At 63.0% G+C, this 15,919-nt stretch carries 15 protein-coding genes; 4 read left to right on the top strand and 11 right to left on the bottom strand.

Going from position 1 to position 15,919, the window contains the following annotated elements; genetic code table 11:
• Nucleotides 1–18 precede the first annotated feature (18 nt).
• From AB8717_RS17640 to AB8717_RS17630, 3 genes are all read right to left on the bottom strand, one after another.
• The gene (locus AB8717_RS17640; RefSeq protein ID WP_443748625.1) at nt 19–645 is read right to left on the bottom strand and encodes a class I SAM-dependent methyltransferase; all 627 of its coding nucleotides are present in this window, start codon (nt 643–645) and stop codon (nt 19–21) included.
• Complete coding sequence (gene ptsP, locus AB8717_RS17635) at nt 642–2,843, bottom strand: phosphoenolpyruvate--protein phosphotransferase (RefSeq protein WP_443750917.1); 2,202 nt, start codon at nt 2,841–2,843, stop codon at nt 642–644. Before ptsP ends, AB8717_RS17640 begins: the two co-directional genes overlap by 4 nt.
• 228 nt (nt 2,844–3,071) lie before the next feature.
• Nucleotides 3,072–3,701, bottom strand: coding sequence for a TetR/AcrR family transcriptional regulator (locus tag AB8717_RS17630; protein ID WP_443748624.1), 630 nt, complete (start codon nt 3,699–3,701; stop codon nt 3,072–3,074).
• A gap of 250 nt (nt 3,702–3,951) precedes the next feature.
• Here AB8717_RS17630 and AB8717_RS17625 point away from each other — a divergent pair, with 250 nt between their 5' ends.
• Complete coding sequence (locus tag AB8717_RS17625; RefSeq protein ID WP_443748623.1) at nt 3,952–4,191, top strand: hypothetical protein; 240 nt, start codon at nt 3,952–3,954, stop codon at nt 4,189–4,191.
• Nucleotides 4,192–4,197: 6 nt separating this feature from the next.
• Nucleotides 4,198–4,641: a hypothetical protein gene (locus AB8717_RS17620; RefSeq protein WP_443748622.1), complete on the top strand. Its 444-nt coding sequence runs from the start codon at nt 4,198–4,200 to the stop codon at nt 4,639–4,641.
• 9 nt (nt 4,642–4,650) lie between these two features.
• Here the strand turns inward: AB8717_RS17620 and AB8717_RS17615 are convergent, their stop codons facing one another.
• From AB8717_RS17615 to AB8717_RS17600, 4 genes are all read right to left on the bottom strand, one after another.
• Nucleotides 4,651–5,292 carry a hypothetical protein gene (locus AB8717_RS17615; RefSeq protein ID WP_443748621.1) on the bottom strand — a complete coding sequence of 214 codons (642 nt, stop codon included), beginning with the start codon at nt 5,290–5,292 and terminating at the stop codon, nt 4,651–4,653.
• A gap of 269 nt (nt 5,293–5,561) precedes the next feature.
• Nucleotides 5,562–7,679: a M13 family metallopeptidase gene (locus AB8717_RS17610; protein WP_443748620.1), complete on the bottom strand. Its 2,118-nt coding sequence runs from the start codon at nt 7,677–7,679 to the stop codon at nt 5,562–5,564.
• Between the two features lie 193 nt (nt 7,680–7,872).
• The gene (locus AB8717_RS17605; RefSeq protein ID WP_443748619.1) at nt 7,873–8,634 is read right to left on the bottom strand and encodes a prephenate dehydrogenase/arogenate dehydrogenase family protein; all 762 of its coding nucleotides are present in this window, start codon (nt 8,632–8,634) and stop codon (nt 7,873–7,875) included.
• Nucleotides 8,635–8,801: 167 nt separating this feature from the next.
• Nucleotides 8,802–9,500, bottom strand: a complete 699-nt coding sequence (locus AB8717_RS17600) for a hypothetical protein (protein WP_443748618.1) — start codon at nt 9,498–9,500, stop codon at nt 8,802–8,804.
• Between the two features lie 303 nt (nt 9,501–9,803).
• Here AB8717_RS17600 and AB8717_RS17595 point away from each other — a divergent pair, with 303 nt between their 5' ends.
• Nucleotides 9,804–10,595 carry an EF-hand domain-containing protein gene (locus tag AB8717_RS17595; protein ID WP_443748617.1) on the top strand — a complete coding sequence of 264 codons (792 nt, stop codon included), beginning with the start codon at nt 9,804–9,806 and terminating at the stop codon, nt 10,593–10,595.
• Between the two features lie 60 nt (nt 10,596–10,655).
• Here AB8717_RS17595 and AB8717_RS17590 read toward each other — a convergent pair whose 3' ends face one another.
• Both AB8717_RS17590 and AB8717_RS17585 read right to left on the bottom strand, forming a co-directional pair.
• Complete coding sequence (locus AB8717_RS17590) at nt 10,656–11,048, bottom strand: DUF805 domain-containing protein (protein WP_443748616.1); 393 nt, start codon at nt 11,046–11,048, stop codon at nt 10,656–10,658.
• Between the two features lie 80 nt (nt 11,049–11,128).
• Nucleotides 11,129–11,326 carry a hypothetical protein gene (locus tag AB8717_RS17585; protein ID WP_443748615.1) on the bottom strand — a complete coding sequence of 66 codons (198 nt, stop codon included), beginning with the start codon at nt 11,324–11,326 and terminating at the stop codon, nt 11,129–11,131.
• A gap of 162 nt (nt 11,327–11,488) precedes the next feature.
• Here AB8717_RS17585 and AB8717_RS17580 point away from each other — a divergent pair, with 162 nt between their 5' ends.
• Nucleotides 11,489–12,463, top strand: a complete 975-nt coding sequence (locus AB8717_RS17580; RefSeq protein WP_443748614.1) for a YihY/virulence factor BrkB family protein — start codon at nt 11,489–11,491, stop codon at nt 12,461–12,463.
• Here AB8717_RS17580 and AB8717_RS17575 read toward each other — a convergent pair.
• Both AB8717_RS17575 and AB8717_RS17570 read right to left on the bottom strand, forming a co-directional pair.
• Nucleotides 12,460–12,780: a hypothetical protein gene (locus AB8717_RS17575; protein WP_443748613.1), complete on the bottom strand. Its 321-nt coding sequence runs from the start codon at nt 12,778–12,780 to the stop codon at nt 12,460–12,462. The two genes, AB8717_RS17580 and AB8717_RS17575, sit on opposite strands and share 4 nt — an antisense overlap.
• Before the next feature lie 97 nt (nt 12,781–12,877).
• Entirely contained in the window at nt 12,878–15,880 is a 3,003-nt protein-coding gene (locus AB8717_RS17570; protein ID WP_443748612.1) for a glycoside hydrolase family 2 protein, read from the bottom strand.
• Nucleotides 15,881–15,919: the final 39 nt, after the last annotated feature.

Below are 15,919 nucleotides of genomic sequence, written 5' to 3'. Positions count from 1 at the left end.
GGCGTAAAGGGGGTTGCGTCACTTTAGTAGATAGACGCCGCTGTCGCTCAAAAGGTTACCGGCAACGTCGCCAAAATCGGGCACGGGGAAGGTGGCGATCCGTTGCAAGGCGTCGACGGGCAAGGGCTTGCGGCCCGGATCGCCGATCAGCACGTCGCAACCGGCGTCCCGGCATCTGCGTGCGAACGGCAGGACGCGCCGGGCGACGGCTTCGTCGTAGAAGACATCGCCGATCAGGATAAGATCGGCGCCGGGCGCCGGATCGTCGAGGATATCGGCGCACCGGGTGGCGATCGCGACGCCATTCAGTTCGGCGTTGAGCTGGGTCGCGGCTATGGCATTGGGATCGATATCGATCGCCTGGATTTCGGCTGCGCCGGTCAGGGCCGCCGCGATGGCGGCTATGCCCGAACCGGTGCCGAGATCGAGTACATGCTTGCCCTTGGCGATGTGCGGGGTATCGAGCAGATAGCGCGCCAGCACGGTCCCGCCCGCCCAGCCATAGGCCCAGTAGGGAGAGACATCGCCGGCTATGCGCGACAGCCGGCTGGCCGGATGAGCGGCATAGAGGCGGATTTCCGGCACGCCGGGTGCGGGCCGGACGTGCAGGTTGGCCTCGATAAAGGCGCGCGGATCGGAAATCACAGATCGACGTTGAGCTTGCGCGCCAGGCTGAGGATTTCGTTGCGCAAGGACCCGTTCGACGAACCCATCAGCTTGGTGACGGCCTTGGACGCGGCGTCGCGGTCGCACGACAGGATCATGCGCTTGACCTGGCCGAGGCCGGCGGGCGGCATGGACAGCCGGTTGAAGCCGAGCGCGATCAGCACGAAGGCCTCGAGCGGCCGTCCGGCGATTTCACCGCAGATCGAAACGGGGGTGCCCGATTCCTCGGCGGCCTTCTGGATCGACGACAGGGCCCGCAGCAGCGGCGGCGACAGCGGGTCGTAGCGGTCGCTCATCTTCGGATTGGTGCGGTCGGCGGCGAACAGGTACTGCGTCAGGTCGTTGGTGCCGACGCTGGCGAAGTCGACCAGTGGCAGAAGCGCGTCGAGGTGAAACAGCAGCGACGGGCATTCGATCATGGCGCCGACGCGCAGGATGGCGGGCAGCGGGCGGCCGCGGCGGCGCGCCCAGGCGCATTCGATATCGACCATTTCGCGCGCCGTGCGGAATTCGTCGATCGAGGCGACCATGGGGAACATGATGCGCAGTTCGCGGCCGCGCGCGGCGGTCAAAAGCGCGCGCAGCTGCATGCGCAGCAGCGCCGGCCGGTCGAGGCCCATGCGGATGGCGCGCCAGCCGAGCGCGGGGTTTTCCTCGCGCTCCATCTCCATGTACGGCAGGATCTTGTCGCCGCCCAGATCGAGCGTGCGGAAGGTGACCGGGCGGTCGCCGGCACCGTCCATGATGCGCTCATACAGGTCGGTCTGGCGCTTGAGGCGCGGCAGGTCCTCGGACACCATGAACTGGAATTCGGTGCGGAACAGGCCTATGCCCTCGGCGCCCGTCTCGTTCATGATCTCGATATCGAATTCGAGACCCGCGTTCATCAGAAGCGTGACGCGCTGGCCGTCCTTGGTGACGGCGGGCACGTCCTTGATGCGGCCGAACTCGGCCTTGCGCTGGGCGCGGACGTCGATGCGTGCCATGGCCGCGCCGATGATGTCGGGGCGGGGGCGCAGGTAGGCTTCGCCGGTTTCGCCGTCGACGATGACGGGGTCGCCCTGGTTGACCTTGTCGCGCAGGGTCTGCAGGCGGCCGACGCAGGGAATCTGAAGCGCGCGCGCGACGATGGCGGCGTGATTCGACGACGAGCCTTCTTCGAGCAGGATGCCTTTCAGGCGCGTGCGGTCGTATTCCAGCAGGTCGGCGGGACCGAGGTCGCGCGCCACCAGGATGGCGTCGTGGGGAATCTCGCGCGCCACCGTGTTCTTGCCGGCCAGGACGCGCAGCAGGCGGTTGGCCAGGTCTTCGAGATCGTGCAGGCGCTCGCGCATATAGGCGTCACGCGCGCTGTTGAGCCGGGCGCGCTGTTCGTTGCGCACGCGTTCGACGGCGGCTTCCGCGGTCAGGCCGTTGCGCACGGCCTCGACCAGGTTGCGCGTCCACCCACGGTCGTGGGCGAACATGCGGTAGGTTTCGAGCACGTCGAAGGTCGGGCCCGCCAGGCCGTGCTGGCCTTCGAACATGGCGTCGATCTGTTCGCGTAAGGCAGAGATGGCGTCGAGCAGCCGCGCCTCTTCGGCGACGGGGTCGTCGGTCAGCAGGTGTTCGGGCGTCACCGGCACTTCGTGCAGCACGACCGTGCCGAGCGCCAGGCCGTCGGCGAAGATCGAGCCCTTGATGCGCTCGGGCCGGCTGGGGGACAGTTCGATGTCCTTGAGTTCCTCGATCCCCACCAGGTCGCCGGCGGTGACGATCTCGGCCAGCACCATGGCGATGATCTGGAGGTCCTCGACCTCTTCTTCCTCGTAACGGCGGGCGGCCATGTTCTGCACGACCAGGACGCCGATGGTGCGGCCGCCGCGCAGGAGCGGCACGCCGAGGAAGGAGCGGTAGGGATCTTCGCCTGTTTCCGGGCGGTAGGAGAAGCTGGGGTGCGCCGGGGCGTCCATCAGGTTCAGCGGGGCGCCGGCACGGGCGACTTCACCGACCAGACCTTCGGACAGCCGCATGCGCGTCTTGTGGACGGCGTCGCGGTTCAGGCCTTCGGTGGCGAACAGTTCCAGTTCCTCGGAGGTACGGCGCAGGTAGATCGAGCACACTTCGGCGACCATCGACGACGCGATGATGCGCACGACGGCGTCGAGCCGCGACTGGGCGGACTGATCGTCCTCCATGATTTCGCGGATCTGCCGCAGCAAACCGCGCTGGCCGCGCACCGGACCTGCCTTCGTCACTATCGTCTTGTCCCTCTCGTCACCCGTTTTGCGGGAGCGGACCGAGTTTCGGTCCCTTTGGCCGCGCTGTCTAGTCCGTGCGGCAATTTAGCCGCAAGTCACGAAAGCGTTTATAATCACAATGATTTAACAGTCGGATACAATCTTTCCGTCGTTCGCTATAACGGCTTATCTACACGCCGCGCGGGTCAGCCAGGCGATCTCGTCGGCCAGCTTCTGCGCCGGCACGGCGATCAGCCGCTCCTCCAGCCCGATGCTGATGATGCCGTGGACCGCGGCGAACAGGGTGCGCGCCCGCACTGTCAGCGCGATGGTGTCGAGATTGGGCATGATGACCTTCAACGGTTCGGCGATGTGCCGGAACAGCCTGAGCTGGTCCTGCGCCGCCCAGTCGGGCAAGGGGGAATCGACGCGTAGCTCGAACACCATGCGCCACAAGGGCAGATTCTTGCGCGCGAAGTCGAGATAGGTGTGGGCGACCGCCACCAGGCGCTCGATCGCCTCCTCGCGCGTCGCCATGGGCAGGTGGCCGGTGCGTTCCGCCGCCGAATCGCCCAGGCGATTGAGAGTGCGCGAACTGACCAGCAGCAGGAGCGCATCCATATCGTCGACGATATTGTACAGGCCGCCCAAGGCGATGCCGATGTCGGCCGCCAGGTCGCGCGCCTTCAGGCTCAGCAGGCCGTTGTCGCAGATTCGCTTTTCGGCGGCGGCGATCAGGGCTTCCAGTTGCGCCTGGCGGCGGTCTTGCGTGCGCGTCGACGCCTTATGTGGCGCCTTGTTTTGTAGGGGTTCCATAGGGTACTCATAAAAAAATTGAACTTTGTTCAAAATATTTCTTGAACGACGTTCAAAAATACCGTATCCATCAATTCGTGAACGACGTTCATATCATCAATAGCCCCGATGGTGAAGCGTCGATCACGGCACGGGCCGGTTTTTATCGGATCGTGGGGGACTTGGGGGGACCAAGCCGGGGGTGAGGGCGGTAATCCGACGCCTTCACCCCTTTGGTCCCGAAACAGGGCTATTCAGAAGGAATACGGCCATGGCCGCGACGAAGTGGGTAAAGCGTTTTGCGATGAGTCTGGTTGTCCTGGCAGTGGTGCCTTTGGCGGTTGCCGCGCACGGTCATTTCCAGGGCAAGTCCCGCGCCGAGATGACGCGTGAAGCCGAACTGGCGGCCAACGACCTGCCGAAACTGCTGCATTATCAGCCGACCGACGGCTCGCGCTACGAAGGCCGCATTCGTCACGCCATGGACCCGGCCAATATCCAGCCGAAGTAGGCTGTTGTGGGCGATGATCCGGCGCCGTCCATCGGCAAATTTTTCGGCGGGCTGAACAGCCTATGCGAGCAAGGGTTTCTCGGGCCTCTTCCCGGGGTATTGCGCAACCTTCCGGTATTCATATGCGTCTTCCTGGCGCTTTTCCTGCTGCCGCTGGCGATGGGAAAGGCCGGGGTATGGCGCCGGATCCTGATGGGTTACGCGCTCTATTGGTTCGGGATCGCGATAGCCATCGGTCTGTACGGGACGTTTTTTAACGGGCACTTGCCGGAAGCCGTCGGCAATGCCGCCGCATATGCGCTGGTGCCTTACGCCGGCATCGGCCTGACGGTGGTTATCTGTAACAAAGGATATCGGGCTGCGTCGGCGGCTTTGGTCGTCGCCAACCTTTATGTCGCCTTTTTCGTGAGCTTTATCAGCGCGATGGCGATTACGGGGGATTGGATTTAGGGCGATGCGTTACGGATAGTGGAAGGGCGGAAGCGCGCGGACAATCGGCGCCACCCGCATCGACGCCTCGATTTCAGCCAGGTACGTCCGGACCTTGGTCAGCGGATGGTCGGGAATCATCGCATCATGTTTCGCGTCATCGGCGAGATTGCGCATAAAGGCATCGGTCCTGCCGGGCTCATAAGGATCCTGTTCCCAGCCGATAATCTTTCGGGTCACAGGATCGGAGTCTCGCAATCCAGCCATCATAAACACCATGGTTTCCCGCATGCCGGTGGTTCCGCGTTCTTCGCTTTGAACCCTGACGACGTAGGACGACGCAGCGAAAGGCAGGGTATAGGCGCCCATGAAAACGAAGCCGCGTGGATCCATGCGGCCCTTGAACAAGGTGCGGACGGCCGGAAGACCGTCGACCTGGGCCGTCTCGGTCTCGATCAGGGCCAGGTCGTTTTCTATCGTCGCGCGCCGATAGGTGCGGCGCAGTCCGTCAACATCGTCAAGCGCGGCGTCTATATCCGGCATCATGTCGAAAAAGTTGATCGACAGGATATCGCCGGCGGCATTGCCGTACAGGGCAGCCTGCGCGTCTTCGCGCGCAAGGCGCCAGCCCTCAGGCAGGGTGAAAAGGGTACTGATCGGCGCTGAGCTCATTTGTCGTCTATATCCGTTTGGATCTCGGGTTGCGATGAGTACCGGATGTAATGGATTGCGCCAGTCTCATTTGGTGAGGGAGCAAATAAAAACCTCTCCGGGCTGGTGGCTGGAGAGGTCTTCTTCCATTAGCTCGCCACCCTTCGGGTGGCTACGCCCCCTCCACCGCTTCGCGGTCCCCCTCCCCATCTAACGATGGGGAGGAGACGAGTGAGCGCTGTCCTTTCAGCGCGCGCTGTAGCGGGTCCGGGTTGAGGGGGCTTGCCCCCTTACCAGATGCGGACGCGGTCTTCGGGTTTGACGTAGTACTTGCCGTCGGTGACGTTGAAGGCCTTGTACCAGGCATCGACGTTGCGCGGGGCGCCGATGGCGCGGTACATGTCCGGCGAGTGCGGGTCGGACGTCACCAGGAACTTCTGGAAGTCCAGCTGGTACTTGGATTGCCAGACCTGCGCGAAGCCGAGGAAGACGCGCTGGTCGCCGGTGAAACCGTCGAGCACTGGCGCATCCTTGCCGTTCAGCGACAGGTGGTAGGCGTCGAGCGCCACCAGCAGGCCGCCGAGGTCGGCGATGTTTTCGCCCATGGTCAGGCCGCCCTGGACGTGGACGCCAGGGGCGACTTCGTAGGCGTCGTACTGCGCGCCCAGCGCCTTGGTCTGGGCTTCGAACTTTGCCGAATCCTCGGGCGCCCACCAGTCGTTGAGCGCGCCCTTGGCGTCGTAATGGCGGCCCTGGTCGTCGAAGCCGTGGGTGATTTCGTGGCCGATGACAGCGCCGATGCTGCCATAGTTGACGGCCATGTCGGCCTTGGGATCGAAGAAGGGCGGCTGCAGGATGGCGGCGGGAAAGACGATCTCGTTACGCGTCGGCGAGTAGTAGGCGTTGACCGTCTGCGGCGTCATGCCCCAGTCGTCGGGATCGATCGGACGGTCGATATGCGACACCTGGTAGGCCCAGTCGAAGGCCGACGAGCGCTCGACATTGCCGTACAGGTCGCCGGCCTTTATGGTCAGCTTGGAATAGTCGCGCCACTTGTTGGGATAGCCGATCTTGACGCCGAAGGCGGCCAGCTTTTCCAGGGCCTTGGCCTTGGTCGGCGCACTCATCCAGGTCACGTTTTCGAGGCGCGCCTTCATGGCGGTCAGCAGGTCGTGGACCAGGGCGTTCATCTTGACCTTGGACGCCGGTGGGAAATAGTCGCGGACATAGGCGCGGCCGAGCGCTTCGCCCAGCTTGTCGTCGGTCAGGCCGACGGCGCGCTTCCACATGGGGCGCTGTTCCTCGATGCCGTAAAGCGCCTTGGAGCGGAAGCTGAAGCGGCGGTCGTAGACGCGCTGCGACAGGTAGGGCGAAGCCTGGTCGATGACGTGGAAGGCTTCCCAGGCCTTCAGCGTTTCGAGCGGCGTATCGGCGAAGATCTTGGCGATCTTGGGGAAGGCGGTATTTTCGGCGACCACGACCTTGCTGGCCTGGCTGACGCCGGCGCCCTGGAAGAAGGCCGCCCAGTCGAAGCCGGGCGCGTAGGCCGGCAGTTCGCCCAGGGCCATCGGATTATAGGTCTTGGTGTCGTCGCGGCGGTCGATGCGGTTCCAGCTGACCTTGGCGATCTCGGTTTCGAAGTCGACGATGGCCTGGGCGTTGGCCTCGGCGTTCGGATAGCCGGCGATCTTGAACAGGTCGGCGATGTAGGCCTGGTAGGCCTTCTTCTTGTCGGCATAGGTATCGACCAGGTAATAGTCGCGGTCGGGCAGGCCGAGGCCGGCCTGGCCGACCTGGAGTGCCCAGTAGCCCGGCTTCTTGGCGTCGTCGCCGACGCTGAGGCCGAAGACCGCCGAGCCGAAACCGTTCGACGTCCAGCCCATGAAGCGCGCCAGGTCCGCCTTGGTCTTGATGGCAGCGACCTTGGCCAGTTCGGGCTTCAGCGGCGCGATGTCGAGCTTGTCGCGCGCCTTCACGTCCATCATCGACTTGTAGAGATCGGCGATTTTCTGGTCGTCGCCGGTCAAGCCCTTCTTCGCCGCCAGGCCGGTGACCAGCGCCTTGAGTTGCAATTCCGAAAGATCGGCCAGCTTGTTGAAGCTGCCGTAGCCGGGCTGGTCGCCGGGGATTTTCATGGCGGCCAGGGCCTTGCCGTTGGCGTAGTTGAAGAAGTCGTCGCCCGGCTTGACGGCGGGGTCCATGCCGGACACGTCGAAGCCCCAGGTGCCGTAGGATTTCGCCAGGTTCGCCATGGTGTCAGCGTCGGACGGCGCCGCGGCCGTCTCGGCCAGCAGGCTGTGTTCGCGCGGGGCCGTGGGCACGTCATGGCTTGTGACCTCGGCGAAGACCGGCGCCGAAAGCGGAAGAAGGATTGCGGTGGTCAGAAAAAGGGTGCGAAGCGTGCGCATTATAATGTCTCTCGCATGTTACGGGCACGGGGAGACGGTTGCTGCCCCTTCGCCTTTAAGGGCACCATGATACACATGTAACCGTTTGTATCATGAAATCTTTGTAATGAAGGCGAGGCTTTCGCCGCTCAGGCGCCCGATCCTGCTCAGTATTGCGGCGCGCTTGCCGGGATGGACGCGCCATCCCGGAGGATCATTTACCCGTGTGGTCGTGCGCTTCCAGCCGGCTGCGCAAGGTGTCGATCTCGTGGAAGAAGCGCTTCCGTATTTCGGCGGCAAAAGGATTGTCGCGTTCGATCGACAGGAAGAGTTCGTCGGAATCGCCCTGCACCAGGCCCACGCCCTGCATCATCAGGTCATAGGAGCGCGTGGTGTGGACGCGCGGCAGGGGTTCGAGACCGCTCAGCACCTTGGCGATCAGGTGGGTCAGGCCCTGCACGGCCGCCAGGGCATGGTCGTGCTGCTCAGGCGTGGCCAGCGAAACCTTGAGGTCCAGGGTGTCGCGGAAGAAGCGCAGGATCGGGCCGATGCGGCGGATGCGCACCGGGCAGACGACGATTTCCAGGTCGTGGATGCCCTTGCGCGCGGATTGCGGCCCGAACAGGGGATGGGTGCACAGGATGTAGACGCTCTTCGGCAGGGCGTCGAGCAGCCACTGAGCCGGCTTCATCTTCACCGAGCCGACGTCGATGACAAGGGCGCGCGGATGCAGGTAGGGAGCTATGCTTTCGGCCAGCGCCTTCAGTGTCCGGACGGGCGTCGCCAGGACAACGATGCGGCAGGCGGCCGTCTCTTCCAGCGTCGTCAGGGTGACGTTGTGACGCTTGGCGTAGGCGCGCGCCTCGGGGCTGGGATCGTAAGCATAGATCTCGAAATAGGGGGCGAGATGCTTGACTATGAGCCGCCCGAAGGCGCCCAGACCGAATAGTCCCAGCTTGTGCGTTTTCCTGAACACGCCTGTACTTCGCTCTTCCGAAAAAACCGAAACCGCGCGCGTAACATATTTATAAAAGCGAGGCGAGGACAATCCCCGCCGCAGGGCTGATTTCGGGAGTTTTGCGCAAAGATCGGGAAAATTTTGCGCCCGTGGCAGGGCGGGCGCAAAAATCGACCTCTGTGAAACTACCAGCCGAAACGTTTCTTCTTGGCGCCCGGGCCCTTTTTCGGGGATTCCAGCGCCCTCTGCGCCGGGGTCTTGGGCAGTTCGTCCAGGGTTATGAAGCCGTCGCCATTGACATCGAGCACGTTGAAGCGCTGGGCCGTGGCGTTGACCCATTCGTCCATCGAGATGCGGAAATCGTAGTTGGCGTCTGCGCCGCGGATGGGCTGCGGCTCGTCTATCAGGCCGTATTGCGACGCCCCCTGGATCGACTTCTGGTACCGGCCGAGTGTCGGATCCTTGTCAACGCTGTCGTCGGTGTCGTCGTTGTGGAAATTCGTCGGCTGGTCGATGCGTGGATCGACGCGCGTGATTTCCGGCGCCACCTCGGTCTCGTAGAAGGTATTTTCCGGGCTGGAAATATAGTTGTCGCGATTGCGGTCGAGCATACGGAAGAAGTTCACCGCGTCGTTCGTGAACTCATCGCGGCTGAGTTTGCCGTCATGGTCCTTGTCGGCCTGGGCAAACCAGGCGGCGACGGGGTAGGGCTCGCCCGGCTTGGCGCGAAACGGTTGCCCGGACGGCGAGAAGAAGACCTGAAGGCCGTGGCCGTCCATCTGGATGTCTTCGGGCCCGCCCCGCGGCATGGGCTGGGCCGATGCCGTCGTGGCAACGCCGGCGAGAAGCACGGCCGAAAGGACAATCCGGGGGAACAAGGACATGGCAATCTCGCAGATATGCGGACAAAAGATCAGGGCGCGGAAAGATGTAGCACATCGTGCGGGGGCCGCAAGCGCCGAATCTTGGTAGGAAAGGCTTGCCCGGCAATTTTTACCCGTGATCATTTATGTCCTCTTTTGTTTTGCTATTGTAATTTTCAGTATAAATTGAATATTGATCGGAGATTTATTTATGTTTTCGATGTTTCAGATTTGAAATATGCCTTAAAATAAGATTTTGTTAATTGTGGGAACGCTTCTTTCATCTTGCGGACAAGGGTGTCCGCGGACGATCAGGAGATGATCATGACTATCAGCGTAAACGGCTCGGGCGCCGGTTCGTCGCTGATGCAGTTGGCGCGGCTGTTCAGCCAGATCCAGTCCGGTCAGACGACCGGATCCAGCAGCACCACCAGCACCAGTTCGACAAGCAGCACAACGGGCAGCACAACGGGCAGCAGCACGTCTGCCTCCGACACCAGCTCGACCGACACGTCGGCCAGCGACCTCGTCGCCCAGCTTCAGTCCTTCTTCCAGAGCGCCCTGTCTTCGGACACCATGGGCGGCCTGCTGCAGGCCCAGGGCGGCGGCAACGGCGGACAGATGGGGCCTCCGCCGGGTGGTGGCGGTGGCGGGGCCGGCGGACCGCCGAGCCTCAGCGACATCGACAGCAATGGCGACGGCAGCATCAGCAAGACCGAGTTCGAAAGCTTCGCCTCGTCGAAGTCGGACGGCACGTCGTCGACCTCTTCGACTTCGGACACATCCAAGGCCGACGAAATGTTCAGCAAGATGGACACGAACGGCGACGGCACGGTCAGCGCCGACGAGAAGACGGCGTTCGACAAGAAGATGGAAGCCAACCGCCCGTCGGGTCCGCCCCCTGGACCGCCGCCGTCCGCCACGGCGTCCACCGACTCGTCCTCGTCGTCATCGAGCGACAGCAGTGCGTCGGATACCGGCACGCAGAGCATGGCGGACATGATGCAGCAATTGCTGACCGCGCTGCAAAGCTATGCGTCGACCGCGAACAGCACGAGCAGCAGCACTTCGACGGCGGCGACGTCGTCCGCCAGCACGACTTCGGTCGCGGCCTGATATGCGAACGGCCGCGACGATCGTCGCGGCCGGCCACAGGTCTCGCCTGAAAGGACAGGCTCAGGAGAAGGCGTCGGCGATCGCCTTGGTGTTGTCTGTGGGGCCGTACTTGTTGGGGCCCGGCGTGCTTTCGAGGCAGTGAAAGACCAGCACGACGAAGCCGCCAAGCGGCAGGGCGCCGAGCAGCAGCCACCAGCCGCTGCGGTTTGTATCGTGCAGACGGCGGATCGACACGGCGAGCGAAGGCAGGATCAGTCCGAAAAAGGCGACGAGCATGAACAGACCCAGTATGGCGGAAACGATCTGGGACTGAAGGATTGCGCCCACGAACGAAGGGACGATCAAAGCCAGGAGGTAGAAGAGAAAGAACCACCAATATTCCGACCGCGTCGCGCGGCCCTCGAATTTCGCATAGTTTTTAAGACAGCTTTGGATTGCCTGCGGAAACGTCATATATCACCCCGGAGTTCTGCCGCGCACCGGCGCACGGCCAACCGGTCATGGCATATTTCACGGTTATGTGAAAGGGCGCTTTACTGGCCGAACCACTCTTTGCGCACGGACGTCCAGATATAGTCGAGAATGAGGTAGAAGAAGACCGACTTGACGATGCGGAAGGTCTCGAAATGCAGGAAATATTCTGCGCAAATCGCCAGCGACAGCGTTGCCATCATGACATAGGCTGCGATCAGCAGCTTTTTGGGCATCAAAAGCTTTTCAACGAGAGACATATACGCGTCCTGTACTGTGCGGGATGGTCTTAACCTACATGGACCCGGTTGCCCAGACGTTAACAGGATTTTTATTCCGCCCTTATCGAAACCGCCGCCGCGCCGTGTCGCGTTTCCCCGAAAGGCGTGTGATAGCCACACCCTGTTGGCGGAGGCTGTGCCATGAACGCGCATTCTGAATATCACGGACCATCGGGCCTGGGCCGGCTGTGGTCGATCGGCAAGCGGACGGTCAAGGCGTGGAACGACGACCGTATTCCCTTGCACGGCGCGGCGCTGGCCTTCTATTCGGTGCTGTCGATCGGGCCGGTTCTGTTGATCATCATGTCCGTCGCCGGGCTCGTTTTCGGACACGACGCGACGTCGGGCTACATGGTCGGACAGATGCGCCGGCTGATCGGCGAACAGGGAGCGGGCGCCATCGAGGACATCCTTCTGCATTCGCGCAGCCCGGCGAAAAGCCTCCTGGCGACGGCGATCGGCGTGGCGACCCTGCTGTTTTCGGCTTCGGGCTTCTTCGGCCAGCTGCAACTGGCGCTCAACACCATCTGGAAGGTGCCGACCGAACGCGCAGGCATGTTCGACGTGGTCAAGAAACGGCTTCTGTCCTTCGGCCTGATTGCCGGCATATGCCTGTTGCTGCTGTTCTCGCTGGTGGTGTCGGCCGGAATCGAAGCCTTTACGGCCGCGTTCAACGGCTATCTGCCGGATGTTGTCCTGCCGGTGACCAACTTCGTCGTATCGATCGTGGTGACCACGCTTTTATTCGCCATGACGTTCAGGATATTGCCCGATGTCGATATCCGCTGGAGCGATGTCTGGGTGGGTGCGATCATCACGGCGTTGCTCTTCTCGCTCGGCAAGTACCTGATCGGGCTTTATCTTGGCCGCAGCGCCTTCGCCTCGACCTACGGGGCGGCGGGATCGCTGATCGCGCTCCTGACCTGGGTCTATTATTCGGCGCAGATATTCTTCCTGGGCGCCGAGTTCACCAAGGTCTATGCCTCGGCCACCGGTGAAAGCCTTGCGGCCAAGCACGCCCGCACCGAGGAACGGCTGGCCTATGAGGCGGCGCCGGCCGAACTGCGCCAGTTTATCGAGGCGCGGATACGGGCGCGGGCGCACCATCAAACTTAAAGGAAAAGATCGCCTATCCCGGCTTCGAAGGTGGCGGTCAGCTCGACGTGGCCGAGCGGTGCGGCCAGCGCCGCGGCCAGGAAACGGCCAACGGCTTCCGGGAAGCTGATGGCTTCGCGATGCAGGGCGACCAGGTTGGCGCGAACGAAGAAACCGAGCACGCCGACCTGATAGTCGTCGCGCGACGGCATGCGCAGCGCAATCATTTCGATGATGTCGAGGGCGATTTCCTCGCCACCCTCCACGCCGGTCTCGAACGCGACGAGAAGACCGGAAATCTGCGCCTTGAGCAGGGAAGCTCCGCTTTCGACGAACATGACACGCACTCCAGGGTTAATTCCTGAATGCGACGCTAATCCTTCGCGCGTAAAGCGGCAGCACCGGTTGCGGTTGGATCGGTAAGGACCGTATCAGTTATTTCGTTGTCTGCGCCTTTGCTAAAATGTCGGCTTCGACAATGCTGAGCGTCATGCCGGCGGGCACCTTGTCGGCGCCGACGCTTTGCGCTTCCTTGTTGTCCTTGAGCTCGACGATCTTGCCAAAGGCGTCGCGGTCCTCCGTGTTCCCCATAAGGCTGATGCGTAAGGATTTGCCGGTGACCGGCTTGAGATCGAGGTCGACATAGCCCAGCGACTTGGGCGTGGTGCCCTCAAACACCACCTGGCCGTCGACCGTGACGCGGATCGGATAGGCGCGCAGGCGCCAGCCGGTCAGCTTCAGCGACAGGGCTTCGGGCGTGTCGGGATGGGTGAAGGTGTATTCGATCCAGGCGGTTTCCGGCTTGCCGTCGCTGGTCCAGGCAGTGGTTTCGTTGTCGTCGTGGCTCTTTGCCGCCGCATCGGCGTTGGAGCCCGCGGTGATCGAGGCGATGTCCACAGCGCGGCGCCACTGGGTGAAGGACGGCGTCGAAGGCGTTGGGCCGCGCGACAGGTCCGAGGGTTGATAGTCCTCGGCAAAGACACTCGACAGTCCATCCTTGGCGGCGACGGGCTTGCTGACCGTATCGAGCGTTGCACCTTTCAGGCCGTCTGCGGAAGCTTCAAGATGAACCTTGCCGGCGGTGTTGGTCGACCGGATCAGCACGCGGTTGACGCCCAGCTCGACCGGCAGGGTCGTGGCCAGAACGCCGTTGGCCGCGTCCTTCTTGGCGGGATCGGCGGGGGCTTCGGTCTGGGCGATGCCGCCCTTCCACTGGGCAGCGCCCTTCAACTTGAAGGTAACGGGATTGAAGGCGGTAGGCACGCGCTGGCCCTTGCCGTCGACGACCTCGACATCGACCAGCATCAGGTCGGCGCCGTCGGCCATCAGCCCGCGCGGACCGTAATGCGGCGTCAGGCGGATAGACGCCGGCGCACCGGCCGTGGTGGCGACGTCCTGCGACGTGCGGCCGTCGTCATAGGTGGCGACTGCTTTCAGCTCGCCCGGCGTAAAGGCCACGTTCGGGAAGGTGAACAGGAAGCCGTCGCTTCTCTGGCCCTGGCCCAGCGACTTGCCGTTGACGAACAGCTCGACGTGGTCGCCGTTCGAGGCGACATAGATCGTCTTGGTCGTGCCGGGGGCGTAGGTCCAGTGGCCGATAATGTGGGTGCGCGGCACCTCGGAATTGACCCAGCCGTCCCACATGACCTGGTGGACGTACCACGGGTCCTTGGGCAGGCGCACGGCGTCGATCACGCCGGACCGGCGGTAATTGTTGTCGCCGCGGAAGTGGGAGTTCGAGTCGGTAAAGCCGATCTTGACGCCGCCGGCGCTGACGCGCGTGCCTGATCCTGGCCGTTCGCGGTAATAGTCGTCCCAGCGCCTGACGTCCTCGACCGCCATCGATTCGACATTGCGGTTATAGTCGGGGGCATCCTTGTGGAAGGGGGGCGTAAAGTCGTCCTGATAAGCGCGGGCGGCTTCGTCGCGCGAATATTCGTGGGCCCATAACGGCTTGGTCGCGCTCTTGTTGATATAGAGCATTTCGCCGCCGTATTCGGCGACCGAGTCTGCGCCCAGCATCTCACGTGAACCGATGGCGCGGCCGCCGTGCGGATCATATTGATCGCGGACGGCCTTCATGTCGGCCATGTGCGCCGGGCTGATGCCCTTGTTGCCGCTCTCGTAGAAAACGATCGACGGGTCGTTGCGGTTATAGATGATGGCGTCGCGCATCAGCTCGACGCGCTGCGTCCAGCGCCGGCCGGAAGGATCGCCTTCGCTGTCGCCGGCAGGCATGTTGGTGATCAGGCCCAGGCGGTCGGACGATTCGATCTGCTGCTTCGACGGCGTGACGTGCATCCAGCGCACCAGGTTGCCGTTCGATCCCGTCACCAGCCCGTCCGAGAAGTCCGTGATCCACGGCGGCACCGAAATGCCGACCGCCGGCCATTCGTCGGTCGTACGCTGGGCGTAGCCTTTGAGCTGCAAAACCCGATCGTTCAGTTTGAACATGCCGTCGGCGAATTCCGTCTTGCGGAAGCCGGTCCTGGTATCGACGGCGTCGATGACGTGGCCGGCCTTGTCCTTCAGCACGGTCGTGACCGTATAAAGATAGCCGTAGCCCCAGCTCCAGAAATGCAGGCCGGACAGGCGCCTTTCGGCCACCAGGGTTTTCGTTTCGCCGGACTGGATCGTCGCCGTGCCACCGTCGAAACTGGCCACCGTCTTGCCATCGAGATCGCGGACCTCGACCGTGTAGGCGACGTCGCGGGCCGCCGTGCCGTCATTGCGCGTTTGTGTCTCGGCATGGATCGTCGCGGCTCCCGCCGGCACATCGAAACCGTCGGCCCAGATATAGGCCCCGGTGGTGCCGAGGTTGGAATAGAGCGGCAGGGTCTGGTAGAGGTCGCCGGTCAGGTGCAGGCGCACGGGTTTGTTGATACCGCCGTAATTGGCGTAGAAGTTCATGTCGCTCCACTGGAAGGCGCTGCCGGTGGTGCGCTCCTTGTACTTCCAGTCGTTGTCGACGCGGACCGCCACGACATTGTCGCCGGGCTTCAAGGCGTTGGTGATGTCGAAGCCGAAGGCCATGACGCCATTTTCGCTGAGGCCGATTTCGACGCCGTTGACCCAGACTTCGGCGGCCTGGCGCACGCCCTGGAATTCCAGGAAGGCGTGGCCCGGCCTGAAATCGGCTGGCAGCCTGAAGTGCTTGCGGTACCAGGTGATACCGGTCGACAGCTTGTGGATGTCGCGTGCGAAGGCCTCGGTCTCGTTGAAGGCGTGCGGCAGGGTGACGGCTGTCCAGGCTTTGTCGTCAAAGCCCGTGGTGCTGGCGGCCGGATCGTCGCCTGTCTTCATCACCCAGTCCTGGTCGAAGTCGAACGACTGGCGGGGTGAGGCGATAACGGTCGAGGCGCGCTCGGCCAGGGCGGGCGTGCAGGCGGCGGCAGCCATCAGGGCGGCAGCGCTGACCGTGAGACGTTTCAAAAACATGAGGTCTGCTTAGGGCGAGAATGATCCGGCCTGACCAAT

Source organism: Asticcacaulis solisilvae, from assembly GCF_052327315.1.
Taxonomy (GTDB): Bacteria; Pseudomonadota; Alphaproteobacteria; order Caulobacterales; family Caulobacteraceae; genus Asticcacaulis; species Asticcacaulis solisilvae_B.
The sequence above is the reverse complement of the archived record's forward strand: the minus strand, read 5'-3'. Positions and strand labels throughout refer to the sequence as shown.